24 protein-coding genes and 1 pseudogene are annotated in these 24,715 nt (G+C 59.8%); 14 read left to right on the forward strand and 11 right to left on the reverse strand.

Annotation, left to right across the window (positions count from 1 at the left end):
• The first annotated feature begins 37 nt into the window (after nucleotides 1-37).
• From ACZ9H3_RS21635 to ACZ9H3_RS21645, 3 genes are all read left to right on the forward strand, one after another.
• Complete coding sequence (locus tag ACZ9H3_RS21635; RefSeq protein WP_330523507.1) at nucleotides 38-1,159, forward strand: beta-ketoacyl-ACP synthase III; 1,122 nt, start codon at nucleotides 38-40, stop codon at nucleotides 1,157-1,159.
• Nucleotides 1,160-1,315: 156 nt separating this feature from the next.
• Nucleotides 1,316-1,927, forward strand: coding sequence for an RNA polymerase sigma factor (locus tag ACZ9H3_RS21640; protein WP_454240974.1), 612 nt, complete (start codon nucleotides 1,316-1,318; stop codon nucleotides 1,925-1,927).
• Nucleotides 1,921-2,160: an anti-sigma factor family protein gene (locus ACZ9H3_RS21645; RefSeq protein WP_476222480.1), complete on the forward strand. Its 240-nt coding sequence runs from the start codon at nucleotides 1,921-1,923 to the stop codon at nucleotides 2,158-2,160. Before ACZ9H3_RS21640 ends, ACZ9H3_RS21645 begins: the two co-directional genes overlap by 7 nt.
• Before the next feature lie 118 nt (nucleotides 2,161-2,278).
• On the opposite strand, the gene ACZ9H3_RS21650 is transcribed toward ACZ9H3_RS21645, so the two are convergent.
• The gene (locus ACZ9H3_RS21650) at nucleotides 2,279-3,526 is read right to left on the reverse strand and encodes a putative porin (RefSeq protein WP_065760691.1); all 1,248 of its coding nucleotides are present in this window, start codon (nucleotides 3,524-3,526) and stop codon (nucleotides 2,279-2,281) included.
• Between the two features lie 241 nt (nucleotides 3,527-3,767).
• Between ACZ9H3_RS21650 and ACZ9H3_RS21655 the strand changes: the two genes are divergently transcribed.
• Nucleotides 3,768-4,892 (forward strand): GNAT family N-acetyltransferase, encoded by a 1,125-nt coding sequence (locus ACZ9H3_RS21655; protein ID WP_330523510.1) that lies wholly within the window; start codon nucleotides 3,768-3,770, stop codon nucleotides 4,890-4,892.
• Between the two features lie 12 nt (nucleotides 4,893-4,904).
• Here the strand turns inward: ACZ9H3_RS21655 and ACZ9H3_RS21660 are convergent.
• The 4 genes and pseudogenes from ACZ9H3_RS21660 to ACZ9H3_RS21675 all read right to left on the reverse strand — a co-directional run bounded on the left by ACZ9H3_RS21660 (nucleotide 4,905) and on the right by ACZ9H3_RS21675 (nucleotide 9,110).
• Nucleotides 4,905-6,738, reverse strand: a pseudogene (locus ACZ9H3_RS21660) (ABC transporter ATP-binding protein).
• A gap of 64 nt (nucleotides 6,739-6,802) precedes the next feature.
• A complete protein-coding gene (locus tag ACZ9H3_RS21665; RefSeq protein WP_099773849.1) occupies nucleotides 6,803-7,363 on the reverse strand; it encodes a peptidylprolyl isomerase in 561 nt (186 codons plus the stop codon).
• Nucleotides 7,357-8,172 (reverse strand): alpha/beta fold hydrolase, encoded by an 816-nt coding sequence (locus ACZ9H3_RS21670; RefSeq protein WP_099773850.1) that lies wholly within the window; start codon nucleotides 8,170-8,172, stop codon nucleotides 7,357-7,359. Before ACZ9H3_RS21670 ends, ACZ9H3_RS21665 begins: the two co-directional genes overlap by 7 nt.
• 14 nt (nucleotides 8,173-8,186) lie before the next feature.
• The gene (locus ACZ9H3_RS21675; RefSeq protein WP_065760686.1) at nucleotides 8,187-9,110 is read right to left on the reverse strand and encodes a PA3225 family LysR-type transcriptional regulator; all 924 of its coding nucleotides are present in this window, start codon (nucleotides 9,108-9,110) and stop codon (nucleotides 8,187-8,189) included.
• A gap of 49 nt (nucleotides 9,111-9,159) precedes the next feature.
• On the opposite strand from ACZ9H3_RS21675, the gene ACZ9H3_RS21680 reads away from it, so the two are divergent.
• The 3 genes from ACZ9H3_RS21680 to ACZ9H3_RS21690 all read left to right on the forward strand — a co-directional run bounded on the left by ACZ9H3_RS21680 (nucleotide 9,160) and on the right by ACZ9H3_RS21690 (nucleotide 11,307).
• Entirely contained in the window at nucleotides 9,160-9,474 is a 315-nt protein-coding gene (locus ACZ9H3_RS21680; RefSeq protein ID WP_065760685.1) for a 3-phosphoglycerate kinase, read from the forward strand.
• Between the two features lie 150 nt (nucleotides 9,475-9,624).
• Nucleotides 9,625-10,224, forward strand: a complete 600-nt coding sequence (locus ACZ9H3_RS21685) for an FMN-dependent NADH-azoreductase (protein ID WP_454240980.1) — start codon at nucleotides 9,625-9,627, stop codon at nucleotides 10,222-10,224.
• A gap of 204 nt (nucleotides 10,225-10,428) precedes the next feature.
• Nucleotides 10,429-11,307, forward strand: coding sequence for a carboxylate/amino acid/amine transporter (locus ACZ9H3_RS21690; RefSeq protein ID WP_099773852.1), 879 nt, complete (start codon nucleotides 10,429-10,431; stop codon nucleotides 11,305-11,307).
• Here ACZ9H3_RS21690 and ACZ9H3_RS21695 read toward each other — a convergent pair.
• Entirely contained in the window at nucleotides 11,248-12,549 is a 1,302-nt protein-coding gene (locus ACZ9H3_RS21695; RefSeq protein ID WP_065760682.1) for a mechanosensitive ion channel family protein, read from the reverse strand. The genes ACZ9H3_RS21690 and ACZ9H3_RS21695 overlap by 60 nt on opposite strands.
• A 139-nt stretch (nucleotides 12,550-12,688) precedes the next feature.
• Between ACZ9H3_RS21695 and ACZ9H3_RS21700 the strand changes: the two genes are divergently transcribed.
• Both ACZ9H3_RS21700 and ACZ9H3_RS21705 read left to right on the forward strand, forming a co-directional pair.
• Nucleotides 12,689-14,014 (forward strand): DEAD/DEAH box helicase, encoded by a 1,326-nt coding sequence (locus tag ACZ9H3_RS21700; protein ID WP_065760681.1) that lies wholly within the window; start codon nucleotides 12,689-12,691, stop codon nucleotides 14,012-14,014.
• 207 nt (nucleotides 14,015-14,221) lie between these two features.
• Entirely contained in the window at nucleotides 14,222-15,151 is a 930-nt protein-coding gene (locus tag ACZ9H3_RS21705; protein ID WP_065760680.1) for a DMT family transporter, read from the forward strand.
• Here the strand turns inward: ACZ9H3_RS21705 and ACZ9H3_RS21710 are convergent.
• On the reverse strand, nucleotides 15,099-16,274 hold the full coding sequence (locus tag ACZ9H3_RS21710) for an MFS transporter (protein WP_454240981.1): 1,176 nt from the start codon (nucleotides 16,272-16,274) through the stop codon (nucleotides 15,099-15,101). The genes ACZ9H3_RS21705 and ACZ9H3_RS21710 overlap by 53 nt on opposite strands.
• Nucleotides 16,275-16,378: 104 nt before the next feature.
• Here ACZ9H3_RS21710 and ptrR point away from each other — a divergent pair, with 104 nt between their 5' ends.
• Entirely contained in the window at nucleotides 16,379-17,272 is an 894-nt protein-coding gene (gene ptrR, locus ACZ9H3_RS21715) for a putrescine utilization regulator PtrR (protein WP_476222488.1), read from the forward strand.
• 124 nt (nucleotides 17,273-17,396) lie between these two features.
• Complete coding sequence (locus ACZ9H3_RS21720) at nucleotides 17,397-17,522, forward strand: PA1414 family protein (protein WP_256587577.1); 126 nt, start codon at nucleotides 17,397-17,399, stop codon at nucleotides 17,520-17,522.
• A 60-nt stretch (nucleotides 17,523-17,582) separates the two neighbouring features.
• Here the strand turns inward: ACZ9H3_RS21720 and ACZ9H3_RS21725 are convergent, their stop codons facing one another.
• Together ACZ9H3_RS21725 and speB are read right to left on the reverse strand one after the other, a co-directional pair.
• Nucleotides 17,583-18,962 carry a sodium:solute symporter family protein gene (locus tag ACZ9H3_RS21725; RefSeq protein WP_476222491.1) on the reverse strand — a complete coding sequence of 460 codons (1,380 nt, stop codon included), beginning with the start codon at nucleotides 18,960-18,962 and terminating at the stop codon, nucleotides 17,583-17,585.
• A 144-nt stretch (nucleotides 18,963-19,106) separates the two neighbouring features.
• A complete protein-coding gene (gene speB / locus ACZ9H3_RS21730) occupies nucleotides 19,107-20,057 on the reverse strand; it encodes an agmatinase (protein WP_330523521.1) in 951 nt (316 codons plus the stop codon).
• Nucleotides 20,058-20,277: 220 nt separating this feature from the next.
• Here speB and ACZ9H3_RS21735 point away from each other — a divergent pair, with 220 nt between their 5' ends.
• The 3 genes from ACZ9H3_RS21735 to ACZ9H3_RS21745 all read left to right on the forward strand — a co-directional run bounded on the left by ACZ9H3_RS21735 (nucleotide 20,278) and on the right by ACZ9H3_RS21745 (nucleotide 23,547).
• Complete coding sequence (locus ACZ9H3_RS21735; RefSeq protein ID WP_065760884.1) at nucleotides 20,278-21,171, forward strand: LysR family transcriptional regulator; 894 nt, start codon at nucleotides 20,278-20,280, stop codon at nucleotides 21,169-21,171.
• 142 nt (nucleotides 21,172-21,313) lie between these two features.
• Nucleotides 21,314-22,873, forward strand: coding sequence for a methyl-accepting chemotaxis protein (locus tag ACZ9H3_RS21740; protein WP_476222493.1), 1,560 nt, complete (start codon nucleotides 21,314-21,316; stop codon nucleotides 22,871-22,873).
• Nucleotides 22,874-22,947: 74 nt separating this feature from the next.
• Entirely contained in the window at nucleotides 22,948-23,547 is a 600-nt protein-coding gene (locus ACZ9H3_RS21745; protein WP_330523523.1) for a tRNA-uridine aminocarboxypropyltransferase, read from the forward strand.
• A gap of 44 nt (nucleotides 23,548-23,591) precedes the next feature.
• Here the strand turns inward: ACZ9H3_RS21745 and ACZ9H3_RS21750 are convergent, their stop codons facing one another.
• Complete coding sequence (locus tag ACZ9H3_RS21750; RefSeq protein WP_454240983.1) at nucleotides 23,592-23,954, reverse strand: YbaN family protein; 363 nt, start codon at nucleotides 23,952-23,954, stop codon at nucleotides 23,592-23,594.
• A gap of 10 nt (nucleotides 23,955-23,964) precedes the next feature.
• Nucleotides 23,965-24,552 (reverse strand): UPF0149 family protein, encoded by a 588-nt coding sequence (locus tag ACZ9H3_RS21755; protein ID WP_065760888.1) that lies wholly within the window; start codon nucleotides 24,550-24,552, stop codon nucleotides 23,965-23,967.
• Between the last annotated feature and the right edge of the window lie 163 nt (nucleotides 24,553-24,715).

The raw sequence follows: 24,715 nt of genomic DNA on the forward strand, positions 1-24,715 counted from the left end.
TGCCCTGCCGGCACCGGCCCCGAACAGAGGAACGACCGTGCATAACGTCGTGATCAGCGGCACCGGCCTGTACACCCCGGCCAACAGCATTTCCAACGAGGAACTGGTGGCGGCGTTCAACGCCTACGTCAGCCAGTTCAATGCCGATAATGCTCAGGCCATCGAGCGTGGCGAGGTTCAGGCCCTGGCTGAATCCAGCGCTGCGTTCATTGAGAAGGCGTCGGGTATCAAGAGCCGCTTTGTCATGGACAAGGATGGCATCCTCGATCCTCAGCGCATGGCGCCGCGTTTGCCTGAGCGCAGCAACGATGAACCGTCGATTCTCTGCCAGATGGCCGTAGCCGCCGCTGAACAGGCGCTTGCACGTGCAGGTCGCACAGCGGCCGATGTCGATGCGGTGATCGTCGCCTGCTCCAACCTGCAGCGACCTTATCCGGCCATTGCCATCGAAGTGCAGCAAGCCTTGGGTATCAACGGTTTTGGCTTCGACATGAACGTGGCCTGTTCGTCGGCCACCTTTGGTATCCAGACGGCCTGCAACAGCGTTCAGGTCGGCCAGGCACGTGCCGTGCTGGTGATCAGCCCTGAGGTGTGTACCGGCCATTTGAACTTCCGTGACCGTGATAGCCATTTCATTTTTGGCGATGCGGCCACGGCAGTGTTGGTTGAGCGTGCCGATCTCGCCACCTCGGCCCATCAGTTCGATATCGTCAGCACTAAACTGCTGACGCAGTTCTCCAACAACATCCGCAACAACTTTGGTTTCCTCAACCGTGCGGCGGAAGAGGGCATTGGCGCGCCGGACAAACTGTTTGTGCAAGAGGGGCGCAAGGTTTTCCGTGAAGTGTGCCCGATGGTTGCCGAACTGATCGGCCAGCATTTGGCAGAAAACGACATCAATGTCAGCGACATCAAGCGTTTCTGGTTGCACCAGGCCAACCTGAGCATGAACCACCTGATCGTAAAGAAACTGCTGGGCCGTGATGCCACTGTCGATGAAGCGCCGGTGATTCTGGATCGCTATGCCAATACCAGCTCGGCAGGCTCGGTGATTGCCTTGCATACGCACCAGGATGATTTGCCCAAGGGCGCACTGGGTGTGCTCAGTTCCTTTGGCGCGGGCTACTCCATCGGCAGTGTGATTCTGCGCAAACGCTAAGCGCCTCGGGGTGTATCTGGGGGCTGTCTTGGTTGAGAGGGCAGCCCGTCCTGCAAACCGAATGCATGCCTTGGGTGCGTCAGGTTGTGTTGTGCGTTGTTGCTGTAACAAATTCCCGCTATCGAAGTCCATACCCGACTTCCAGGGAAAACCACCATGACCGGTACGAATGAAACCGAGTTGCTGGAGCGTTTGCTTGCCGGTGAGCAGCAGGCGTTCAAGGAACTGGTCGACACCTATCAAAGCGCCATGCGAGCGGTCGCCTACGCCATTGTGGGTAACCGCCAGGCCGACGAGGCCGTGCAGGATGCCTGGCTGGCGGTTGTCCGCAGCCTGCCCGGATTTCAGCGCCGCTCCAGCCTCAAGACCTGGTTACTGACCATCACCGCCAACGCGGCAAAAAATCGCTACAGGCAAAATCGTCGTGAGGTGCTGCTCGACGACCTGCCGTCGCCACATGGCAGCATTGGCGATGATCGCTTCGCGGCTGATGGGCATTGGCGCGTTGCCCCGTTCGCCTGGCATGAAGACACCCCCGAGGCGCTGCTCAGCGAGGATGAGTTGCGCCAGTGCCTGGAGCACACACTGTTGAGCCTGCCGCAGTTGCAGAGCAGCGTGTTGATACTGCGGGAGCGCCAAGGCCTGGCGTTGGAAGAGATCTGTAATTTGCTTGAGATATCCCTCTCCAATGTACGGGTGCTGTTGCACCGGGCACGGCTCAAGGTCTTCGCGACCCTGGAGCATTTCGAGGAGACAGGACAATGTTGACCTGCAAGGAAATGGTGGCGCGTAGCAGCGACTACCTGGATGGTGAGCTCACGTTGGGGGAGCGTTTGCTGGTACGTCAGCACCTGCTGTTTTGCCGTAACTGCAGGCGTTTCATCAAACAGATGCGCCTGGCGCAGGCAACGGTACGTGCACTGCCGGAGGCCCCGGTGGCGGATGCCGATGTGCTGGCCAGGAAACTGGCGGCGCAGCGCAGGGCTCAAGATAAACCCTGAGTGGTGTGAATCGACTTTGCCAGCCTGAGCTTGTCAGCAGTTCGGCGCTGAAATGAAAAAGGCGGAAAATGCTGGATGGGGTCAGCATTTTCCGCCTTTGAAACTCAGTGCAAGGCGATTAGAACTTGGCTTCCAGGTCTACTTGCAGGGTGTCTACGTCAGCATCGCTGTTCGGCAGTTGGGACAGGTCGGTCTTGGCCATCAGGTAGGTTGTGCCCACCGAGAAGTTCTTGTCGATCTCATAGCCGACTTTGAACTTGTGGCCGCGCGAACCGGTGAAGCCGGCACCGAAGTCGGAGTCGGTGAACAAGCTGACCACAGCGTTACGCTGTATATCACGGTAGTTGTAGTCGAGGCTCCATGCGCCCAGTTTGGTTTTCACACCAGCCAGCCAGGCCTTGTCTTCGCCGTCGGTGCTTTCGGTGTTCTTGACGAACTGACCGTAGGTCGACAGTGGGATGGCGAAGCCTGTGAAGTCGATTTGGCCGAAACCTTCCACGAGGTTGAACTCGTTGGTGGTGTTGCCAAAGGACTGCAGTACGCTGGACGCCTTGTCGTTGTCATAGCCATAGATGCTGCCGCCCACGGTGACCTTGACGGTGTCCGCAGCAGCAAAGCGTGTACCCAGCTGACCGTGGTACAACTGTGCGTCGTGCTTGAACTGCACGCCATCACCGTCGACGTTGTCCTTGAGCGTGTAATGACCCGCGCTGCCGAACAGCTCAGCGCCACCCAAATTGGTTTTGTAGGTAACGGCCAGGCCTTCTGGATTGATGTCGCTATCCCAGATGATGTCGCCCATGCTCACCCATGGCTGGTTCATCTTGCCGCCGATCAGGTGCAGGTTCGGAACAGCGGTTGGGTGCCAGTCGAGGTAGGCCTGGTCGACCCACAGCGATTTTTTCTCGAAGTATTTGTCCAGGCTCTGGTTGGTGGAGCGGGCATCGGCGCTGCTGCCGGTAGCCACGCGCACGCCGGCGTCGACTTGCGGATTGATCTCACTGTAGAAGCCGACGCGGGCACGGACACGCTCGCGGTCCTGGTTGCCGCTGCTTGCGTTGGGGTTGTCGACGTTGACGTCTTCGTAACGCAGGCGCACATCGCCCTTGATCTGGGTCTTGGCGGCCCATGCCACTTTTTGTTCAAAGGAACTCATGCGTTCGGACTGAGCCTTCTGGGCGGCTTTTTCCTTGGTCTCGGTGGCCAGGTCCGATTGCAGTTCGTTGTACTGCGCTTGGTTGATCGAGCCGTTAGCCTTGAGCATTTCGAGCAGCTTGGCGTCGACTGCAGCACTGGCCGGAGCACTCAGAGCCAGCATCATGCCTGTGCAAAGGCTCGCTCCGGTTAGTGTAGAAACAAGACGCATAAGGTTCTCCCTATTTGAAAAAAATGGGGAGGCAGCTGCCCACCCCGTATTGGCATGTCCTCGGAAAGCGCCTGGCTAGACAGCGTCTTGGGTTCCGAAAAACAGGCGCAAGTATTGCGAGCGCCAATTACAGAATGATGTCTCTTTGATTTCGCTCATGTGACGTGATGGCCTGGAGCTGGATGTGCAGGCGTGCAGTTTTCTGGAACACTAGGGTTTCATTTGCCCTGAGTCGTTTGTCATGACCTTCCAGATCATTGCCGGCCTGCGAGACATTGCATCGGATGCATGGGATGCGCTGGTACCCGAAGGTCAGCCCTTTCTGAGGCATGCGTTCCTGAGTGCGCTGGAAGACAGCGGCAGCGTGGGGCCTGGTACGGGCTGGTCCAGCGAACACCTCGTTTTGATGCAGGATGGGCAGTGCCGTGCGGCGTTGCCGGCCTACCGCAAGTGGCACTCCTTTGGGGAGTACGTTTTCGATCACGGTTGGGCGGATGCCTGTCAGCGCGCCGGTATCGATTACTACCCCAAGCTGTTGGCCGCGGTACCGTTCAGCCCGGTGGCCGGGACGCGCTTGTTGGCTGCCTCTGAAGCTGATGGCCTGACGTTGCTGCAGGCCATTCCCGGCTACCTGTCCAGTGAAGTGCTGTCAGGTGCGCATGTGAACTTCACCGATCCGGCTCTGGATAGGCACATGGGTACGCTGCCTGGCTGGCTGGAACGCCTGGGCTGCCAGTTTCACTGGCATAACCGTGGCTACCGTGATTTCCAGGATTTCCTCGATACGCTGAGTTCACGCAAGCGCAAGCAGATGCGCAAGGAGCGGGAGCAGGTCGCCGGGCAGGGCATCGATTTTCACTGGTTTGGTGGCGAACAGTTGAGTGAGGCGCAGTGGGATTTTGTCTATGCCTGCTATGCCAATACCTACCTTGTACGCCGACGTTCGCCGTATTTGACCCGCGAATTTTTCAGCCTGTTGGCCGAGCGCATGCCTTCGGCGATCCGTGTGGTCATGGCGCGCCAGTCCGGGCGCGATGTGGCAATGGCCTTTAGCCTGGTCGGTGGCGATAGCCTCTACGGTCGCTACTGGGGATGCCTGGCTGAGTTTGATCGATTGCACTTCGAAACCTGTTTCTACCAGGGCATGGACTTCGCTATTGCCCAGGGGCTGCAACGGTTTGATGCGGGGGCGCAGGGCGAACACAAACTGATTCGCGGGTTTGAGCCGGTGCTGACCCGCTCCTGGCATTACTTGCTGCACCCAGGGTTGCGGGCAGCGGTCAGCGAGTTTCTTGAGCAGGAGCGTGCAGGCGTGCGTGCTTATGCCGAGGAGGCCAAAACGGCCTTGCCGTATCGTCAGGTGTAAGCGGGGCGCGTTTTAATCGATCCCGACAAAGCCACCGGTCTGGTGCTGCCATAACCGCGCATACAGGCCTTGGTGCGCAAGCAGCTCGGCATGGCTGCCCATTTCGGCGATACGACCTTTTTCCAGCACCACCAGGCGATCCATCCGGGCAATGGTCGACAGGCGATGGGCAATGGCGATGACGGTCTTGCCCCGCATCAGGGTTTCCAGGCTGTCCTGAATGGCAGCTTCGACCTCCGAGTCCAGCGCAGATGTTGCTTCATCCATGATCAGGATCGGCGCGTTTTTCAGCAGTACGCGGGCAATGGCGATGCGCTGACGCTGGCCACCGGACAGTTTTACGCCGCGCTCACCGACATGGGCGTCGAAGCCGGTGCGGCCTTGGGCATCGGAAAGTTGCGGGATAAATTCATCGGCCCGGGCGCGGCGTACCGCCTCCCATAGCTCGTCGTCGGTAGCGTCTGGCTTGCCATACAGCAGGTTGTCGCGGATCGAGCGGTGCAGCAATGAGGTGTCCTGGGTAATCATGCCGATCTGTGCGCGCAGGCTTTTCCTGGGTGATCGTGGCAATGTTCTGGCCATCGATCAGGATGCGTCCGCCTTCCAGGTCATAGAGCCGCAGCAGCAGGTTCACCAAGGTCGATTTGCCTGCTCCGGACGGGCCGATCAGGCCGATTTTCTCACCCGGACGTATGTCCAGGTTCAGGTCTTCGATGATTCGGCTGCCCTTGCCATAGTGGAAATCGACATGCTCGAAACGCACCGCGCCGTGGCTCACGTTCAATGCCGGTGCGTTAGGCTGGTCGGTGACGCTCACCGGCTGGGCGATGGTTTGCAGGCCATCCTGCACCATGCCGATGTTTTCGAAGATGCCATTGACCACCCACATGATCCAGCCCGACATGTTGACGATACGTATCACCAGGCCAGTGGCCAGGGCAATGGCCCCGACACTGATCAGCGACTGCGTCCATAACCACAAGGCCAGCGCCGTGGTGGTGACAATCAGCAGGCCGTTCAGGCTGGTGATGACCACATCCATGCTGGTAATGACACGGCTGGCCAGTTGGGTTTTCTCGGTCTGCTCGCGAATGGCTTCCCGGGCATATTGCTGTTCAAAGTCAGTGTGGGCAAACAGCTTCAAGGTTGCGATGTTGGTGTAGCCGTCGACAATCCTGCCCATGAGCTTGGAGCGGGCATCGGAGGAAATCACGGCTCGGGCCTTTACCCGGGGCACGAAGTAGAAGAGCGCACCGACGTAGCAGGTAATCCAGGTAATCAACGGCAGCATCAAGCGCCAATCCGCCTCGGCGAACAGCACCAGGGAGCTGAGGGCGTAGATCAGTACATGCCACAATGCATCGACGGCTTGCACGGCGGAATCGCGCAGCGAGTTGCCAGTTTGCATGATGCGTTGGGCAATGCGTCCGGCGAAATCGTTCTGGAAGAAATTCAGGCTCTGCTTGAGCACGTAGGCGTGGTTTTGCCAGCGGATCATGCTGGTCATGCCGGGGCTGATGGTCTGGTGCACCAGCAGGTCGTGCAGGCCGACGAAGATCGGTCGCAAAATCAAGGCTACCACCAGCATCCAGATCAGCTCGCTGGCGTGTTCACTGAAGAAGTTTACATTGGGTGTGCCCTGAGCCAGATCGATGATCCGGCTCAGGTAGCTGAACAGTGCCACTTCGATCAGCGCACCGATCAGCCCCACCACCAACAGTACGGCGAAACTCGGCCAGACCTGACGCAGGTAGTAGAGGTAAAACGGCAGGACCTTGCCAGGCGGTGCCGCCGTCGGCGCATCACGGAAGATATCGATCAACTGCTCGAAACGGCGGTACAGCATGAAAGGGTCAACTCCTGTTGTTTCGGCCCGGCTGAGCGTAGGTCACGTCCTTGTGAACCCGATTTCAGTCGAGGCGTTTAGCCTTGATGATCATCACCGGATCTGCCGGGACATCGCCCATGCCTGCTTTGGTGGTGGTTTTCACATTGGCGATCTGGTCGACCACATCCATGCCCTTGACCACTTTGCCGAACACCGCATAGCCGAAATCACGGCCGCCATGGTCAAGGAAGTTGTTGTCCTTGTGGTTGATGAAGAACTGGCTGGTGGCCGAGTTCACCGCCGCCGTACGGGCCATGGCCAGGGTGCCACGCGTGTTACGCAGACCGTTGTCCGCTTCGTTCTTGATCGGCTCCTTGGTCTCTTTCAGCCCCATGTCTTTGGTGAAGCCACCGCCTTGAACCATGAAGCCCGGGATCACCCGGTGGAAAATGGTGTTGTTGTAGAAACCGCTGTCGACATAACCCAGAAAGTTCTGGGTGCTGATCGGCGCCTTTTCTGCGTCCAGTTCAACTTCGATATCGCCGAAGCTGGTAGTCAGCAGCACGTGGGGTTGTTTGTCGGCAGCCATCAGGCTGGTGGCGAACACGGTAGCGCAGGCGGCCAGGAGGATTTTTTTCAGCATGGACTCAATGATCCTTGAGCGGTAGTTGAAGCAGCAGCGAGAAACTGCAGCAGGGTCTGGTTGAACAGATGTGGTTGATCCAGTGGTGTAGCGTGCCGTGAATCGGCGATGACCGCCAGTCGTGCCTGAGGGATCAGCTCAACGTAGCGTTCTTTCAATGCGACCGGGGTGTAGTCCTGGTCGGCACTGATCACCAGCGTAGGACAGCGTATTTGCCCCAGGCGTTCCTGCACGCCCCAGCCAACGATGGCGTCAAAGCTGCTCAGGTAGGCGCGTTTGTCGTTGCGTGCCCAGCGCAGCGCCATCGTGCGCCGCAGGTGGGCGTGTTCCGGCTTTGGAAACAGCTTGGCCGCAAGGCCTTTACCGACGGCCTCCGTGCTGAGCAGGCGGGCCAGGCTCCATCGCTTGAACCACCATAGCCAGTCTGCTCGGCTGCGCACTTTGACCTCGGGGGCACTGTTGACGATGCACAGGCTGCGCAGCCATTGCGGGTGATCGACAGCGAACTGGAAGCCGATCATGCCGCCCATCGACAACCCGACCAGGTGCACCGGGCCGGGTTGCAGGTGTTCGAGCAATGCCAGCAGGTCGGCACTGAACCCGGCGATGCTGTAGCGTTCACGCGGTTTGTCCGAGCGACCATGGCCGCGGATGTCCATCAGGATAACCCGGTAGTGACGGGCCAGTTCAGGCACCTGAAACTCCCAGTCTTCACAGCTGGAACCCAAGCCGTGCAGCAACACCAAGGGTTCGCCCTGGCCATAGACCTCGTAGTGCAGTGAGCAACCTTCATGTTCGAAGTAGGCCATGGGCGTGATTCCTGTCAGGCTTGGGCGGGGGCGGCGAAGGGCACGTCCAGCGGTGCGGTGTCGAAGTTGCGCAACAGCTCGATGAGGATCTGTGTGGCTGGGCCCAGTGGTTTGTCCTTGTTCGAGTAAAGGTAGAACAGCGGGTGGCGACTGCCACCCTGGTCCAGCGGTAACGGCTTGAGCAGGCCTTCGCGCAATTCGCGTTCGATCAGGTGTCGCGGTAGCCAGGCAAAGCCCAGGCCACTGCAGACGAAGCTTGAAGCGGTGGCCAGGCTGCCGACTGTCCAGCGTTGTTCGGCGCCCAGCCAGCCGACATCGCGCGGTTGCGAGCGCCCCGAATCGCGAATCACCACTTGCAGTTGGCTTTCCAGGTCCTGGAAGCTCAGCGCGCGCTGCAGGCGATGCAGAGCATGCTCGGGATGGGCTACGGCAATGAACTCTACGGCGCTCAATTCGGTGCCCAGGTAACCGGGGATGTTGAAGCCGCTGATGGCAAGGTCGGCGATACCTTCGTGCAGGACTTCCTCGACCCCGGACAACACCTCTTCACGCAGCCGTACCCGGCAGCCGCGGCTCTGCGGCATGAAGGCGCTCAATGCCCGAACCAGGCGTGCGTTGGGGTAGGCGGCATCCACTACCAGCCGTACCTCGGCTTCCCAGCCCTGTTCCATATGATGGGCGAGGTCTTCCAGTTGACTGGCCTGTTTGACCAGTTGTCGCGAGCGCCTCAGCAGCACGCCGCCGGCTTCGGTCAGCACCGCCTTGCGCCCATCGATTCGCAGGAGTGGTACGCCCAACTGTTCCTGCATGCGCGCCACGGTGTAACTGACCGAAGATTGTGAGCGGTGCAGGGCATCGGCGGCCTGGGCGAAGCCGCCGTGGTCGACGACGGCCTGCAGGGTTCGCCACTGATCCAGGGTAACGCGCGGCGCTTTCATCAAGGGCTCCTGTTGTCCTAAGCTGGCGCACTGTCATGGAGAGCGCCGAATGAAAAAATGTTGTGCTGCATTGCTGGCCCTGCTGCCGCTCACGGCCCTGGCCTATCCCATCGATGTGGAAAAGGAGCTGGAGGGCGTCAAGCTTGACTACACCACCTACGACACGGACTACGACATGGGCGCGATCACCCTGAACAACTACGGTGAGGTGGCGGCCCAGTGCAAGGTGACCTTCCGCAACGGCCCGGAAGCCCCCCGTGTACGCCGTGTGCAGGTACCTGCCAAGCAAAGCGTGGACGTCAACGCCAAGTTCAACCGCAAGATCATCAAGTTGCGCATAGCCCTTAGCTGCAAGCCGCAGTAAAACCAGACGCTCTACCTGTCAGGGTAGAGCATTGGCCAAATAAAACAAATTAATCGATGTATTGCACCCGATTTTTGCGCTTTTTAATCGATACGCTGCTGTTTAATCTTGCCTCCATCGACTTAGCGACCTTGCCGATTGGAGGCAACCATGTCCCGTGTACTGATCATCGAAAGCAGCGCCCGCCAACACGATTCGATCTCGCGTCAATTGACCCGCGACTTCATCGCGCAGTGGCAGTCAGCCCATCCGACTGACGCGATCACCGTACGCGACCTGGCTGCCAACCCGGTGCCGCATCTGGACGAAACCCTGCTCGGTGGCTGGATGAAGCCTCAAGAGCAGCGCACTGCCGAAGAGCTGAAGGCACTGCAACGCTCAAACGAATTGACCGATGAACTGCTGGCCGCCGATGTGCTGGTGATGGCTGCGCCGATGTACAACTTCACTATCCCCAGCACGCTGAAGGCCTGGCTGGACCATGTACTGCGTGCAGGGATTACCTTCAAGTACACCGAAACCGGCCCGCAGGGGCTGCTGACAGGCAAGCGTGCCTATGTGCTGACCGCTCGCGGTGGTATCCATGCCGGCGGCGCCAGCGACCACCAGGAACCCTACCTGCGTCAGGTGATGGCCTTCATCGGTATCCACGATGTGACCTTCATCCATGCCGAGGGCTTGAACATGGGCGGTGATTTCCACGACAAGGGCCTGAATCAGGCCAAGGCAAAACTGGCCGCGGTGGCCTGAGCTTCAATCGACTTTCCCGCCTGACACCTGTTGCTCCTTTGGGTGTACCTGCCCGATCAATGCCCTGTGCTTGATCGGGTTTTTTGTGGGCGGCTTGTTCAGGCTCGCGGCTATCCCCGGCGACAAGGCTCCACGTGTGCTTGAGCGTATTGATCGCTTGGCGGCGAACCGCTAAGGTCGCGGGCTGCACTGCACGGGGTAAACATGGGCTATCTATTAATTGTCGCGCTGATCCAGGCGTTTTCCTTCAGTTTGATCGGCGAATACCTCGCCGGGCATGTCGACAGCTATTTCGCCGTATTGGCGCGGGTGTTACTGGCGTTGCTGGTATTTTTGCCGCTGACCCGCTGGCGTCAGGTCGAGCCGCGCTTCATGGGTGCAATGCTCGGCATCGGCGCGCTGCAGTTTGGCATTACCTATGTGTGCCTTTACCTGAGCTTTAGGGTGCTGACGGTACCGGAAGTGTTGCTGTTCACCATCCTCACCCCCCTGCATGTGACGCTGATCGAGGATGCCCTGAACCGGCGTTTCAACCCGTGGGCGCTGCTGGCGGCATTGGTGGCGGTTGGCGGCGCGGCGGTGATTCGTTTTGATCGGATCAACCCGGACTTCTTCATGGGTTTCCTGCTGCTGCAAGTGGCCAACTTTACCTATGCCGCCGGGCAAGTCCTGTACAAGCACCTTGTGGCGCGTTACCCCAGCGATTTGCCGCATTACCGGCGCTTCGGCTATTTCTATCTCGGCGCCTTGATCGTGGTGTTGCCAGCGTTCTTGCTGTTCGGCAACGCGCAGCACCTGCCGAGCACCGAGGTGCAATGGCTGGTGCTGCTGTTTCTCGGGGTGTGCCCGACCGCGTTGGGCCTGTACTGGTGGAACAAGGGCGCCTGCCTGGTTTCCGGCGGTACCCTGGCGGTGATGAACAACCTGCATGTGCCCGTGGGGCTCTTGCTCAACCTGTTGATCTGGAACCAGCATGAGCCACTGGGGCGATTGTTCCTTGGCGGTGCGGTGATACTTGCCTCGCTATGGCTTAGCCGCATCGGCGTTCAACGACCGTTGCTCGCCAGCCAGGGACGAGGGTAACAACCCGGCCCGCAGGTCGTTGCCGCTTGGCTGCTGGTACAGGCTCAGGCCAAACTCCGGCAGCACCGCCAGCAGGTAGTCGAAGATATCGCCCTGGATACGCTCGTAGTCGGCCCACGCCGTGGTGCGGGTGAAACAATAGATTTCCAGTGGCACGCCCTGCGCAGTGGTCTGCATCTGCCGGACCATGCAGGTCATGTTCGGTTGAATGTCCGGGTGGCTCTTCAGGTAAGCCAGGGCAAATGCACGAAAAGTACCGATGTTGGTCAGGCGCCTGCGGTTGGCCGACAGTTCGGCAACCGGGCCTTGTGCCTCATTCCAGCTGTGCAGTTCATGACGCTTGTGTGCGATGTAGTCGGAGAGTAGGCGAATATCGGCCAGGCGCTGCTCTTCATGGGGTTGCAGGAAGCGCACGCCCCCGGCATCGATGAACAGGCTGCGTTTGATCCGCCGCCCCCCGGCCTGCTGCATGCCGCGCCAGTTCTTGAAGGATTCGGACATCAGGCGCCAGGTCGGGATCGAGACAATGGTCTTGTCGAAGTTCTGAACTTTTACCGTGTGCAGTGTGATATCGACCACGTCGCCATCGGCGCCCACTTGCGGCATTTCGATCCAGTCACCGACCCGCAACATGTCGTTGCTGGTGAGCTGGACGCTGGCGACAAACGACAGCAGGGTGTCCTTGTAGACCAACAGGATCACCGCCGACATCGCACCCAGGCCGGACAGCAGCAACAGCGGCGAGCGGTCGATCAGGGTGGCGACGATAATGATCGCGCCGAATACGAACAGCACCATCTTGGCCAACTGTATGTAGCCTTTGATCGAGCGGGTACGGGCGTGTTCGGTGCGCGCGTAGATAGCCAGCAGGGCGTCGAGCAGGGCACTGACGGCGAGGGTAACGAACAGGATGGTGAAGGCCAGCGCCAGGTTGCCGAGGAAATGCTGGGTGGTGGCGCTCAGTTCCGGCACCAGCTTGAGGCCGAACTGCACCAGCAGTGACGGGGTGGTTTGGGCCAGGCGTTGGAATACCTTGTTTCGCAGCAGGTCGTTGAGCCAGTGCAAGGCCGGTTGGCGGCCCAGCAGCTTGACCGCGTGCAGGATCAGAAAACGCGCCACCCGGCCGAGGGCCAGTGCAAGGGCCAGCAGCACGCTCAGGCCAAGGCCGGCATGCAGCAGCGGGTGTTGATCCAGCGTGCCCCAGAGGTCCAGGGCGTTTTGCCACAATGTGGAGATATCCATACCGTTTGAAAGGTTCTGTAAATGAAAGACGGGCCATTAGAGCCCGTATTTCTCGTTCAGTGCCAAAAGAAATTCGGCTCCAGCCGTGGAAAACGTTACCCTATGCAACTGAATTTCTGCACTTGCCCGAGGTACACCCGTGTTTTCCCAATTCGCCCTGCACGAACGCCTGCTTAAAGCTGTGGCCGAGCTGAACTTTGTCGAGCCGACGCCGGTGCAGGCAGCGGCCATTCCCCTGGCGCTGCAAGGGCGTGACCTGCGGGTGACGGCACAAACCGGCAGCGGCAAGACAGCAGCCTTTGTTCTGCCTGTGCTCAACCGCCTGGTCGATCTGAAACAGAAGCGTGTCGAGATCCGTGCCCTGATCCTGTTGCCAACCCGTGAGCTGGCCCAGCAAACCCTCAAGGAAATCGAGCGTTTCGCTCAGTTTACCTTCATCAAGGCCGGCATGATCACCGGTGGTGAGGACTTCAAGGAGCAGGCCGCCATGCTGCGCAAGGTGCCTGATATTCTGGTTGGCACCCCGGGGCGCATGCTCGAACAGCTCAATGCCGGCAACCTGAAGCTGGAGCACGTGCAGGTTGTTGTGCTTGATGAAGCCGACCGCATGCTCGACATGGGCTTTTCCGAAGACGTCGAGCGGCTGTGCAACGAGTGCCCTAACCGTGAACAGACCCTGCTGTTCTCCGCCACCACCGGCGGCGCGGGCCTGCGTGAAATGATCGGCAAAGTGCTGAAGACCCCTGAACACCTGATGCTCAACAACGTCAGCCAGCTCAGCGAAGGTACTCGCCAGCAGATCATTACGGCCGACCACAACCAGCACAAGGAAGAGATCGTTCAGTGGCTGCTGGCCAACGAGACCTACCAGAAGGCCATCATCTTCACCAACACCCGGGTCATGGCCGACCGTATCTACGGGCACCTGGTCGCCAAGGACTTCAAAGCCTTCGTGCTGCACGGCGACAAGGACCAGAAAGACCGCAAACTGGCCATCGAACGCCTCAAGCAGGGCGGGGCCAAGGTGCTGGTTGCCACTGACGTCGCGGCCCGTGGCCTGGACGTTGATGGCCTGGACCTGGTGATCAACTTCGACATGCCGCGCAGTGGCGACGAGTACGTTCACCGCATCGGCCGTACCGGTCGTGCCGGCAATGAAGGCCTGGCCATCTCACTGATCTGCCATGGCGACTGGAACCTGATGTCCAGCATCGAGCGCTACCTGAAGCAGAGCTTCGAGCGCCGGGTCATCAAGGAGGTCAAGGGCACCTACAGCGGTCCGAAGAAGGTCAAGGCATCGGGCAAGGCGGTAGGGGTCAAGAAGAAAAAGACTGACAAGAAAGGTGACAAGAAAGCCGTCGCCAAGAAAAAGCCTGCCAACCGGCCAAAAGCCAGCGCACCGCTGGTAAGCCAGGATGGCCTGGCCCCCCTGAAGCGTCGCAAGCCAGCCCCAGCTGCCGAGTAATTCGGCACCTTGTCACCGGCAAGGCCTGCTTCTGAAACACATTGTGTTGAAGCAGGGCTTGCCCGTGATCCCCTCATAGGCAAGCCCCTGCACCGTTCAAATGTGGAGCGGTAGCTGGTAATGCACCTCACTACCCGTTGATAATCGGCGCTGAATTCATTGTTGCCGAGAGTTTCCCATGCTGTTTTTGCTGACGGGGTGCCTGTCATGAGCACCACCCGCCGCGCGACCGACGCGTTTGCCCTGCAAATCATGCTGGGGTTGTGCCTGATCTGGGGCATGCAGCAGGTCATGATCAAATGGGCTGCGGCCGACATCGTGCCGGTGATGCAGGCCGCCGGTCGCTCGGGTATTGCGGCGGTGCTGGTCGGGTTGCTGATCTGCTGGCGTGGTGGCTGGGAGCATGTCAGCAGTACCTGGCGCGGCGGTCTGTTGGCCGGTGCACTGTTTGGCCTTGAATTTCTGTTCATTGCCGAAGGCCTGCAACTGACTTCGGCAGCGCATATGTCAGTGTTTCTCTATACCGCGCCGGTGTTTACCGCGCTGGGCTTGCATTGGCTGCTGCCCAGCGAGCGCCTGCGGCCATTGCAATGGCTGGGTATTGCGCTGGCCTTTGGCGGTATTGCGGTGGCATTTGCCGGTGGCGTATCGCTGGAGCATCTGGACGGGCGCATGCTGCTCGGGGATGCCTTTGGTGTGCTGGCCGGCATGGCGTGGGGCGCAACGACCGTCGTGGTGCGCGGCTCGCGGTTGTCCGAGGCCCCGGCGACACTGACGCTGTTCTACCAGTTGTTGGTGGGGTTTGTCGGGCTGCTGATGATCGCCGCGGTCAGTGGCCAGATCGGCCAGGTTACATTTACCCCGATATCGGTTGGCAGCCTGTTGTTCCAAGGCCTGGTGGTGTCGTTCTTCAGTTACTTGACCTGGTTCTGGTTGTTGCGCCGTTATCTGGCATCGAACCTGGCAGTGTTTTCCTTCATCACCCCGTTGTTCGGGGTGACGTTTGGGGTACTGCTGCTGGGCGAGCCGCTCAGTCTGAACTTCATTCTTGGGGCCGTCTGCGTGCTGCTCGGGGTCACGATGGTCAGCGCAGAGCAGTGGGTACGTCGACGTTTGCGCAGCCTGCTCGGCCAGTAACGGGGGACAACAGCAGGGTGCCCGCCAGCAACAGGCCGGCGCCTGCGACTATCAACGCGGGCTCAAGGCTGGCGGCAAACTGGGTACTCAGGGCGGCCAGCAAAGGACCGCTCAGTTGACCAAGGGCAAAACAAGCGGTCAGCAGCCCCGCATTGCGTTGGGTGGCGTGTGGTGCCAGTTCCCGAGAGCGCTGCATCACCAACTGCATACAGGCCAGGAACGGCGTACCGCATAGCACCACGCCCAGCGCCAGGCCGGGGCCGTTCCCCAGCAGGCAAGCAAATACCCCGGCGGCCTGCAGCCATAGCGTTACCATCAACCAGCGTGACGTGCTGCCTTGTCCGGGGCGACGCCGACTGACCATCACCACACCCAGCGTTGCCGCCAGGCCAAAGCCGGGCCAGAACAGGTCGGCCAGCCACTGGCCGTGGAAGTGTGTATTGGCCATTTGCGACATGAAGGTCGCCGGAATGATGTAGCCGGTGCCGTACAGCGCATAGATAACGCTCAGGCGGGCAATTCCCGGTGTGCTGCCGCCCAGGCTGATCGCTGCATTTGTAGCGGTTGCGGGTTGCGGCAGCAGCGGCAGAATGGCCAGTAGCATCAGCAGGGCGGTGGCGGCATAGATCAACCACAGCGGTGCGGAACCGAGCCCCTGTAGGTTGGAATACAGGGCGAGCAAACCGGTCAGGCAGATGCCCATGCCTGGGCCTGCAAAGACCAAGGCGCCCAACTGCGTGCGGTTGCTTTGCGCGGCCAACTGCTGGCTTAAGCTGGTGATCATCACCAGCACCCAGGCACTGGCCACACCGGTACCAAAGCGCAGCAGCATATGCGCCCAGAAGCCGTTCGCCCAGAACGACGCCAGGGTCAGCAGTACACACAGCCACAGTCCGGCCAGCAAGCGCAGCCGGACCTGCCCGGGCCGGCGCGCAAACATGCCGTCCAGCGCGCCCACGAAGTAACCCAGGTAGTTGGCTGCCGCCACCACCCCGGCAGCACTGAGGCCCAACTGACCTTCGCTGATCAGGTGTGGCAGTTGTGGGGTAAGGGCAAAACGGCCAATGCCCATCGCCATCATCAAGGCGACGAAGCTGGCGAGCAGGCGCAGAGTCGGGGACATGACGGGTCTCCAATGCAAGGTTCGATGACCGTCAGGCTAGTGCGCATTGACTTTCAATAAAATTGAATAATTATGATGAACCTGTTCTTTTTTAGAGAATGACCATGGAGCTCAGTCAGCTGAGAATCTTTCAGGCGGTTGCCGAGACGGGTTCGGTTACCCGGGCTGCCGAGCAGTTGCATCGGGTGCCGTCCAACCTGTCGACGCGCCTGCGCCAACTTGAGGAGCAATTGGGCGTAGAGCTGTTTCGTCGCGAACGACAGCGTCTGCAGTTGTCGCCGGCAGGAAAGGTGTTGCTGGATTACGCCGGACGCCTGCTGGCCTTGCACGATGAGGCCTTTGCCGCAGTGCAGGGCGGCCAACCGGCAGGGAATTTTGTGCTCGGCACCATGTACAGCACGGCAGCCATCCATTTACCTGCCTTGCTGGCGCGTTATCATCGGGCCTACCCCGCGGTCAATTTGCAGGTGCAGGCGGCGCCCAGTGGTGAACTGCTTGAGGGCTTGCTCAGTGGGCGCCTGGATGCTGCACTGGTCGATGGTCCGTTGAGCCTGGCGGGCCTGGATGGTGTGCCGCTGTGCGATGAAACCCTGGTGTTGATCACCGAGGCCGATCATCCCCCGGTGCGCAGTGCCCGTGATGTGGCAGGGCGTGCGGTATTCACTTTTCGTCAGGGCTGTTCGTACCGGATGCGTCTTGAAGCCTGGTATGCCTACGACCATGCGGCCATGGGCCGGGTGATGGAAATTGAGTCCTACCCCAGCATGTTGGCTTGCGTTATTGGCGGCGCCGGTGTCGCACTGATGTCTCAATCCATGCTGGAGAGCTTGCCGGGGCGTGAAAGCGTGGCGGTTCACCGTTTGCAGTCACCGTTCGACGAGGCCACCACCTGGTTGATGTGGCGCAAGGGCATGCTGGGTGCGAACCTCAGTGCCTGGGTGGCGTTGCAGCAGGAAGACCGGCTTGAGCCCGTGCAATGCCGTATGGTCAGCGCTTGATTGAGGTCAAGCCGTGTTTTCTTTGTCAGATTCAGCGGTGCGCGGAGAAGGACATCGGGCTATGATCTCTATGAAGCGCCGCAGGACTTCTTTGCCGCGCCAGATAGCCCGTAAGGGGGATGTCATGAAAAATGCGCTGTATAACTGGCTACATGACCTGGCTGTTGCGCTTGGGCTGATTCCGCCACCGCTGCAACCGGTTCCGATTCCCAGTGATGAGGAGCAACGCAAACGCCAGCCGCGCAAGTAAACTGGCGCAGTATCGGCCTGAAAACCGTCGCATCATGGCGAATGCGACGGTATGTTCAGGTCAGGCCAGTTCTGCTGCTTTCACGGGCTGGCGTGACATCAGGCTGACCGCGATGAAGCTGATCAGGCCAATTGCCAGGCTGTAGTAGATCGGCGTATTGGCTTCCAGGCCATCCTTGAACATGAATACCAGTGCGGTGCCGAAACCCAGCACCATGCTGGTGATTGCGCCTGCAGTGGTCGCGCGCTTCCAGTAGATCGCGCCGATCAGCGGAATCAGCATGCCGCCAACCAGCAGGTTGTAAGCCAGGGTCAGCGCGCTGATCACGTCGTTCACCACCAGTGCAATGCCCAGCACCACGATACCGGTCAGGCAGGTAAACAGACGGTTCACTCCCAGGCTCGACTGCTTGCCGCCGCGCAGCCGTGGCAGCAGGTCTTCGGTCAGCGTGGTGGAGGCTGCCAGCAGGCCAGCACTGGCGGTGGACATCATGGCAGCCAGGGCAGCAGCCATCAGCAACCCGCGGATACCATCGGGCAGGGTGCCCTTGATTACGGCGGCGAAGGCGTTGTTGGGGTTGCTCAGGTCAGGCATCAGCACATGTGCTGCCATACCGATCAGAGCACAGGCCAGACCATAGATCACACAGTAGAGGCCAGCGGTCGTACCGGCATATTGAGCCACCTTTTCGTCGCGCGCGGTGAACACCCGTTGCCAGATGTCCTGACCGATCAGGATGCCGAAGAAGTAGATCAGGAAGTAGGTGATGATGGTGTCCCAGCCGATGGTTGTGAAGCTGAAACTGGCTTCTGGCAGTTTGTTCACCAACTCATCCCAACCCCCGACCTTGTACAGGCACACCGGTAGCAGGATGAACATCAGGCCGACGGTCTTGATCACGAACTGGACGATGTCTGTCAGGGTCAGTGACCACATGCCACCGATGGTTGAGTAGGTCACGACCACGCCACCGCCGAGCACAATGGCCAGCCAGAACGGCAGGTCGAGCAGCACTTCCAGAACGGTGCCGATGGCCAGGACAGAGGTCACCCCAATCATCAGTGCATAAGCCAGCATGATCGCGGCACTGGCTTGACGTGCCATGGGGTTATAGCGGCGCTCAAGTACCTGGGTGACCGTGAAGATACGCAGGCGCAACAGCGGTTTGGCCAGGAACAGGTTCAGGGCGATGATGCCCATGCCCAAGGCGGCGCAAAGCCAGAAACCCGAGATACCATGGACATAGCCAAGGCGTACAGAGCCAACGGTAGACGCGCCGCCCAATACGGTCGTGGCCATGGTGCCCATGTACAGGGTCGGGCCGAGGTTGCGGCCAGCGACAAGGTAGTCTTCGTGGGTCTTGGCTCGGCGCATTCCATACCAGCCGAGCGTGAGCATGCCGGCGGCATAAATCAGTACAACGAAAATATCCAGGGCCATGGGGTGTCTCCGATTGTCTTTATTATGGCGAGATCGACCTCGCGGGCGGCCATGGCCGCCCGGGGCATTCTTCAGTACAGCGGGCCGGTCAGCGGCCGCACTGTCATGGCTTCCTGCCGTGGCGGTTGTCCTGGAGGTGTTGCTTTAACGGCGTGCCACGCCCGGCAATACGCACAGCATTTCGTAGAGCAGGTTGGCGCCGAGCAACGAGGTATTGCCGGTCGTGTCATAAGGCGGGGACACTTCCACCAGGTCGCAGCCGATCAGGTCCAGGCCCTGGCAGCCACGAATGATCTCCATGGCCTGTATGGTGGTCAGGCCACCGATTTCTGGCGTGCCGGTACCAGGCGCCCAGGCCGGGTCGATACCGTCGATGTCAAAGCTAAGGTAGACCGGGCCGCCACCGACTTTCTCGCGCACTTCAGCCATCAGTGGCTCTAGCGACTGGTGCCAGCACTCCTCGGCTTGAACCACCCTGAAGCCCTGCTTGCGGCTCCAGTTGAAGTCTTCTGCGGTGTAGCCTTGGGCGCGCAAACCAATCTGGACCACCCGGTCGCAGTCCAGCAGGCCTTCCTCGACTGCGCGGCGGAAGGTGGTGCCGTGGGCGATTTTTTCGCCGAACATGTGGTCATTGACGTCGGCGTGGGCATCGATATGCACCAGCCCGACCTTGCCGTGCTTTTTATGGAGGGCACGCAGGATCGGCAGGGTCACGGTGTGGTCGCCGCCCATGGTCAGTGGAATCACATCGTGTGCCAGGATCTGGTCGTAGGCTTCTTCAATGATCCGCACCGCGTCGAGCAGATTGAACGTGTTGATTGCCACATCACCGATGTCGGCCACTGACAGCGAGTCGAAGGGGGCGGCACCGGTTGCCATGTTGTAAGGGCGGATCATCACCGACTCGGCACGTATCTCCCGTGGGCCGAAGCGAGTACCTGAGCGTAGCGAGGTGCCGATGTCCAACGGAATACCGACAAACGCGGCATCCAGGCCGGCTGCGCTTTGCAGGTGGGGGAGACGGAGCATGGTGGCGATACCGCCGAAGCGCGGCATTTCGTTGCCGCCCAGCGGTTGATGAAGAATCTTGTCCACGGTCTGGCCTCATCGATTCGATAGTTTTAGTGGTTGAAACCTGTCGGGCTGAAGCGGGAAGGCAACTGAAACACCGCGCACAGGCCGGGTTGTGGCGGAGTCTGCAAAACGTAGTGGTTGAAAAGAATCGCTACAGCTAAATACTTACTTCAGATTTTTATGAACTATGCGCCCGGTGCTGGTTAGACTTTGCAGACCACCCCTCACGGATCAACCGAATATGGCCAACGCATTGCCTGACCTGAAACTGCTGCGCATCTTCGTCAGCGTCGTGCGTCATCAAGGGTTCGCCAATGCCCAGCAAGAGTTGAACCTGTCGACCTCGGCCATCAGCACCTACATGAGCCAGTTGGAATCTGCGTTAGGGATCGTGCTGTGCCATCGGGGGCGTGGTGGCTTCAGCCTGACCAGCAAGGGTGAACTGTTTCATCAGGAAACGTTGCGCTTGCTGGCGGAAATGGAAGGTTTCGAGCAGTACGCTGCAGCGCTCAAAGGCGAGTTGCGTGGCACGCTTAACCTGGGTGTGATCGATTCCACGGTAGGTGACCGTGCCTTGCCGCTGGCCGAGGCCATTGGTGCATACAGTCAGGAGCACCCGGCGGTGCATTTGCACTTGTCGGTGTCCAGCCCTTACGAGTTGCAGTTGGGCGTGCAGGACAACCGCCTGGACCTGGCGATTGGCGCGTTTTCCACGCGCATGAGTGGCTTGCTGTATCAGCCGCTGTACCGCGAGCAACACTGGTTGTACTGCAGCAATCGCCATCCGCTCTACCTGCAACGGCGTATTCCCGAGCAAGTGATTACCCAGCAGCGCATGGTCGGGCGCGGTTACTGGAGCCAGGCGGAACTTGCTCGGCATGGTTTCAAGCACAGCGCGGCAACGGTGGAGAGCATGGAGGCACAACTGATCCTGGTGTTGTCCGGTGCCTACATTGGTTATTTGCCCGAGCACTATGCACAGGCCTGGGTGGACAAGGGCGATTTGCGGGTACTGTCCCCGGCGACTTTCGGCTACCAAGCGCCATTTTCCATGATCATCCGCCGCGGGCGCAGCCGCGAACCGTTGATCCAGACCTTTCGTGATTTGCTCAAGGCACAGCTCATGCCAGCCTGAACGGTATGTCTGGAAAATATTTTTCGAAAATCGGGAAATTTCTGGGTTTTTTCGCCATCACGCCCGTAAAGGCTCTGCTAAACCTTCCTTTGCTTGATGATTTTCTATCATTTTCCTCCAAGCAGGGAACGCCCAGATGCGCATGAATTTGCCCGTAACTGAGCATGAAAGAACCTTTCCCAATGAACAGCGGCTAATCTCCACCACCGACCTGAACAGCCGCATTACCTACTGCAACGATGCCTTTATCTCGATCAGTGGTTTTACCAATGAGGAACTGGTAGGCCAGACGCACAACCTGGTACGTCATCCGGACATGCCGCCTGCGGTGTTTGCTCATATGTGGGAGACCATCAAGCAGGGAAAGCCCTGGATGGGCGTGGTCAAGAACAGGGCCAAGAACGGCGATTTTTACTGGGTAAGTGCCTACGTTACAGCGATTTATGAAAATGGCCGGATCAGCGGTTATGAGTCGGTACGTTCAGTGCCGAGCCGTGAGCAGATTCGCCGCGCCTCGGCATTGTATGCGCGCTTGCGCCAAGGGCGTTCGGCGCTACCGGTCGCTGCACGGCTGGGCACCCAGTTGGCTCATGGCTGGCCATTGCTGGTTGCAGGAGGCGTGTCGGCAGCAGGGTACCTGTGGTTGCCGCAATACGCGGCGCTGGGTGTGTTGGCGGCGAGCCTGCTTGCGGCTTGGTACCTGACCGAATCGCGACAGAACCGCGCCATCAAGCGCACTTTGGCTGAGCACCCCAAAGCCTTCACCAGCCCACTGGTTGCGCTGACCTACAGTGACAATGCGGGGTTGCTGGGGCAGTTGGAGCTGGCCATTATCAGTGAGGAGGCCCGGCTGCAGACCGCACTGACCCGGCTGGTTGATGCGGGCGTCGGGGTCAAGGCGCGGGCGGCGCAATCTTCCGATTTGTCGGGCTCCCAGGCGCAGATGCTCGATCGTCAACGCAATGAGACCGACCAGTCCGCCACGGCCATCGCGCAAATGGCTGCGACGATTCAGGAGGTGACCCACAATGTGCAGAACACGGCCATTGCCGCTTCCGATGCTGACAAGCTGACTCAGCAGGGCAGTGATCTGGCTCAGCAGAGTTTGCAAGCGATGAGCAGTATGAGCGAAGCGGTCAACAACATTGGCGTGGCAGTGCATGCCTTGGCTGACCAGACCCAGTCGATTGGCAGCGTCGTGGATGTGATCACCTCGATTGCCGAGCAGACCAACCTGCTGGCGCTGAACGCGGCCATTGAGGCCGCCAGGGCGGGGGAGCAGGGGCGGGGCTTTGCGGTCGTGGCCGATGAGGTTCGCTCGCTGGCCCAGCGTACCCGTACGTCCACCGAGGAAATCCACCAGATCATTGCCTCGCTGCGTTCCGGTGCCGAGCGCGCCGTGAGCACCGCGACCAAGGGCGAGCAGATTTCCCGTGACAGTGTGCAGCGTGTTGAGGCCGTGCAATCAGCATTGGTCGGTATTAGCCAGGCCGTGAGCCGCATTACGGGCATGAGCCAACAAATGGCCACGGCTTCCGAGCAACAAAGCCATGTGGCCGAGGACATCAATCAGCAGATTACCCGTATCGCCCAGCTCTGCGACCACAGCGCCGATCAGGCCAAGCAGGGAGCAGAGATCAGTCAGGACCTCGAACACATGGCTGATTACCTGTACAGCCTGGCAGAACGCTTCAACCGCTAGCCCCGGCTACCCACAGGGATGTGGGTAAGCTTTTCGAGCCTGTTGTGGCACACTTGTGCACTCAGGAGAAATCGATGTCCAGAATCAACTGCGAGCGCTGCCTGCGACCGCAAAACCACTGCCTTTGCCCCTTGATCCCCAGCCTTGAGAGCCGTACACGCGTCGTGCTTTTGCAGCACCCGAGTGAAGTCCGCCATGCTCTGAACACTGCTCGCCTGGCTGGCTTGGGCCTGCGCAATGCCGAGTTGCGGGTGGGCGAGGTGTTTGATGACCTGCACGATCTGATCGCGACCCCCGGTTACCGGGTTGCCGTGCTATTCCCTGGCGATGAAGCGCAAGCGCTTGGCCCCTACAGTAACGACCAGGACTCGCGTCCCTGGTTGCTGGTAGTGCCTGACGGAACCTGGCGCAAGGCACGCAAGTTGTTGCACCTGAACCCGTTGCTGGCGGGCCTGCCGAGGGTCAGCCTGGCAACCGTTCAGCCGTCGCGTTACCGGTTGCGCAAGGCGCCGGAACCAGGCGCGTTATCGACGCTGGAGGCGGTGGTGCAGGCATTGAACGTGCTCGAGGCGCCGGACGTGTTTGACGGGTTGCTAAAGCCATTCGACGCACTGATCGAAGGGCAGATTGCGGCGATGGGCAGTGAGACCTACGCGCGTAACCATGTGCGCTGAGTGTTTGTGCAAAGCGCGGCGGCTCCCGCCAATGGCATAGGCTGTCAACGTTTAACCAGGGTTTTCTGACGCAAGATGTAGACGCTGACCAACACCGCACTGGTCAGCATGAAACCACGCGCCCAAGGCAAGGGTACGAAGTAGCAGGACAGGCTGATGCTTGCCCACATCAGGCCGATGGCGTAGACCTTGCCTTTCAGGGGAATGCCTTCGCCGTTGAGGTAGTCACGAATCCACGGGCCCAGTTGGGCGTGGTTGATCAGCCAGTCGTGAAAACGGGGCGAGCTGCGCGCAAAGCAGGCTGCTGCCAGCAGCAGAAACGGGGTGGTCGGCAGTACCGGCAGGAAGATGCCGATCACCCCCAGCGCAACGCTGAGCCAGCCGATGGCCAGCAGCAGGTAACGCATCGGTAAAAACTCAGTGGTGGCGGGGTTTGAGCAGCGCTGGCTTCTCGTCTGGCGCATGGCAGAGCAGATACAGCGCAGTCAGCGCCTCGGGGATCTGCACGATCATGTCGTCCATCAGGTTGGCATCGCTGGCGATGTCGGCAAATTCAGGCTGCTCGTCGAACAGGCCGGAACCGACCATGATCGGCAGCAGCATTTCGCTGACTTCTTCTTCCGCGGTCTCGAACCAGGCTTCTTCACGCAGGAATACGCCTTCCATGAAACCGATGCACCAGCCGCGCAACTCGGAGTCGTCCGGCTCGTCGCCAAGGTCCAGGTCGCATGGCAGCTCGAACTCCTCGTCGCTGGCCAGTTGGCGCGCGATGTGTTCCTTGAGCTTGATCAGCGTCGTTTCGATCTCGGTGCGCTGGGCGTCGTCCTTGTAATGCGGCTCTTCGGAGAACAGGGCGTCGATCCATTCACGCTCGGGCACGGCTTCGGCGCAGATCGACAGCGCGGTCAGGTAGCCGTGAGCGGCAACGTAGTCCAGCGCTTCCTCATGCAACTCGTCGGCGTCGAGGAAGGCTTGCAGGCGGTTCAATTGCTCAGCGAAGGACATTACAGGGCTACCTTGGGAATAAACGATAATGAATTCTAGCACCTTGCGGTGCAAACGATGCAAAGGAAGACGCTCTATCGTAGAGGCGCCTGCGCGGGCAGGTGCTCGGGTATAATGCTCGGCTTTTGTGTCGGGAGCCCTGCGTGGCGGTCCCGGGGTAAAA

Source organism: Pseudomonas sp. TE3910 (assembly GCF_056279025.1).

Excerpts from the sequence above, each read along its gene's own strand:
- ACZ9H3_RS21640 (WP_454240974.1), top strand. The coding sequence starts at position 1,316 with ATGACCGGTACGAATGAAACCGAGTTGCTGGAGCGTTTGCTTGCCGGT.
- ACZ9H3_RS21645 (WP_476222480.1), top strand. The coding sequence starts at position 1,921 with ATGTTGACCTGCAAGGAAATGGTGGCGCGTAGCAGCGACTACCTGGAT.
- ACZ9H3_RS21650 (WP_065760691.1), bottom strand. The coding sequence starts at position 3,526 with ATGCGTCTTGTTTCTACACTAACCGGAGCGAGCCTTTGCACAGGCATG.
- ACZ9H3_RS21655 (WP_330523510.1), top strand. The coding sequence starts at position 3,768 with ATGACCTTCCAGATCATTGCCGGCCTGCGAGACATTGCATCGGATGCA.
- ACZ9H3_RS21665 (WP_099773849.1), bottom strand. The coding sequence starts at position 7,363 with ATGCTGAAAAAAATCCTCCTGGCCGCCTGCGCTACCGTGTTCGCCACC.
- ACZ9H3_RS21670 (WP_099773850.1), bottom strand. The coding sequence starts at position 8,172 with ATGGCCTACTTCGAACATGAAGGTTGCTCACTGCACTACGAGGTCTAT.
- ACZ9H3_RS21675 (WP_065760686.1), bottom strand. The coding sequence starts at position 9,110 with ATGAAAGCGCCGCGCGTTACCCTGGATCAGTGGCGAACCCTGCAGGCC.
- ACZ9H3_RS21680 (WP_065760685.1), top strand. The coding sequence starts at position 9,160 with ATGAAAAAATGTTGTGCTGCATTGCTGGCCCTGCTGCCGCTCACGGCC.
- ACZ9H3_RS21685 (WP_454240980.1), top strand. The coding sequence starts at position 9,625 with ATGTCCCGTGTACTGATCATCGAAAGCAGCGCCCGCCAACACGATTCG.
- ACZ9H3_RS21690 (WP_099773852.1), top strand. The coding sequence starts at position 10,429 with ATGGGCTATCTATTAATTGTCGCGCTGATCCAGGCGTTTTCCTTCAGT.
- ACZ9H3_RS21695 (WP_065760682.1), bottom strand. The coding sequence starts at position 12,549 with ATGGATATCTCCACATTGTGGCAAAACGCCCTGGACCTCTGGGGCACG.
- ACZ9H3_RS21705 (WP_065760680.1), top strand. The coding sequence starts at position 14,222 with ATGAGCACCACCCGCCGCGCGACCGACGCGTTTGCCCTGCAAATCATG.
- ACZ9H3_RS21710 (WP_454240981.1), bottom strand. The coding sequence starts at position 16,274 with ATGTCCCCGACTCTGCGCCTGCTCGCCAGCTTCGTCGCCTTGATGATG.
- ptrR (WP_476222488.1), top strand. The coding sequence starts at position 16,379 with ATGGAGCTCAGTCAGCTGAGAATCTTTCAGGCGGTTGCCGAGACGGGT.
- ACZ9H3_RS21720 (WP_256587577.1), top strand. The coding sequence starts at position 17,397 with ATGAAAAATGCGCTGTATAACTGGCTACATGACCTGGCTGTTGCGCTT.
- ACZ9H3_RS21725 (WP_476222491.1), bottom strand. The coding sequence starts at position 18,962 with ATGGCCCTGGATATTTTCGTTGTACTGATTTATGCCGCCGGCATGCTC.
- ACZ9H3_RS21735 (WP_065760884.1), top strand. The coding sequence starts at position 20,278 with ATGGCCAACGCATTGCCTGACCTGAAACTGCTGCGCATCTTCGTCAGC.
- ACZ9H3_RS21740 (WP_476222493.1), top strand. The coding sequence starts at position 21,314 with ATGAATTTGCCCGTAACTGAGCATGAAAGAACCTTTCCCAATGAACAG.
- ACZ9H3_RS21745 (WP_330523523.1), top strand. The coding sequence starts at position 22,948 with ATGTCCAGAATCAACTGCGAGCGCTGCCTGCGACCGCAAAACCACTGC.
- ACZ9H3_RS21750 (WP_454240983.1), bottom strand. The coding sequence starts at position 23,954 with ATGCGTTACCTGCTGCTGGCCATCGGCTGGCTCAGCGTTGCGCTGGGG.
- ACZ9H3_RS21755 (WP_065760888.1), bottom strand. The coding sequence starts at position 24,552 with ATGTCCTTCGCTGAGCAATTGAACCGCCTGCAAGCCTTCCTCGACGCC.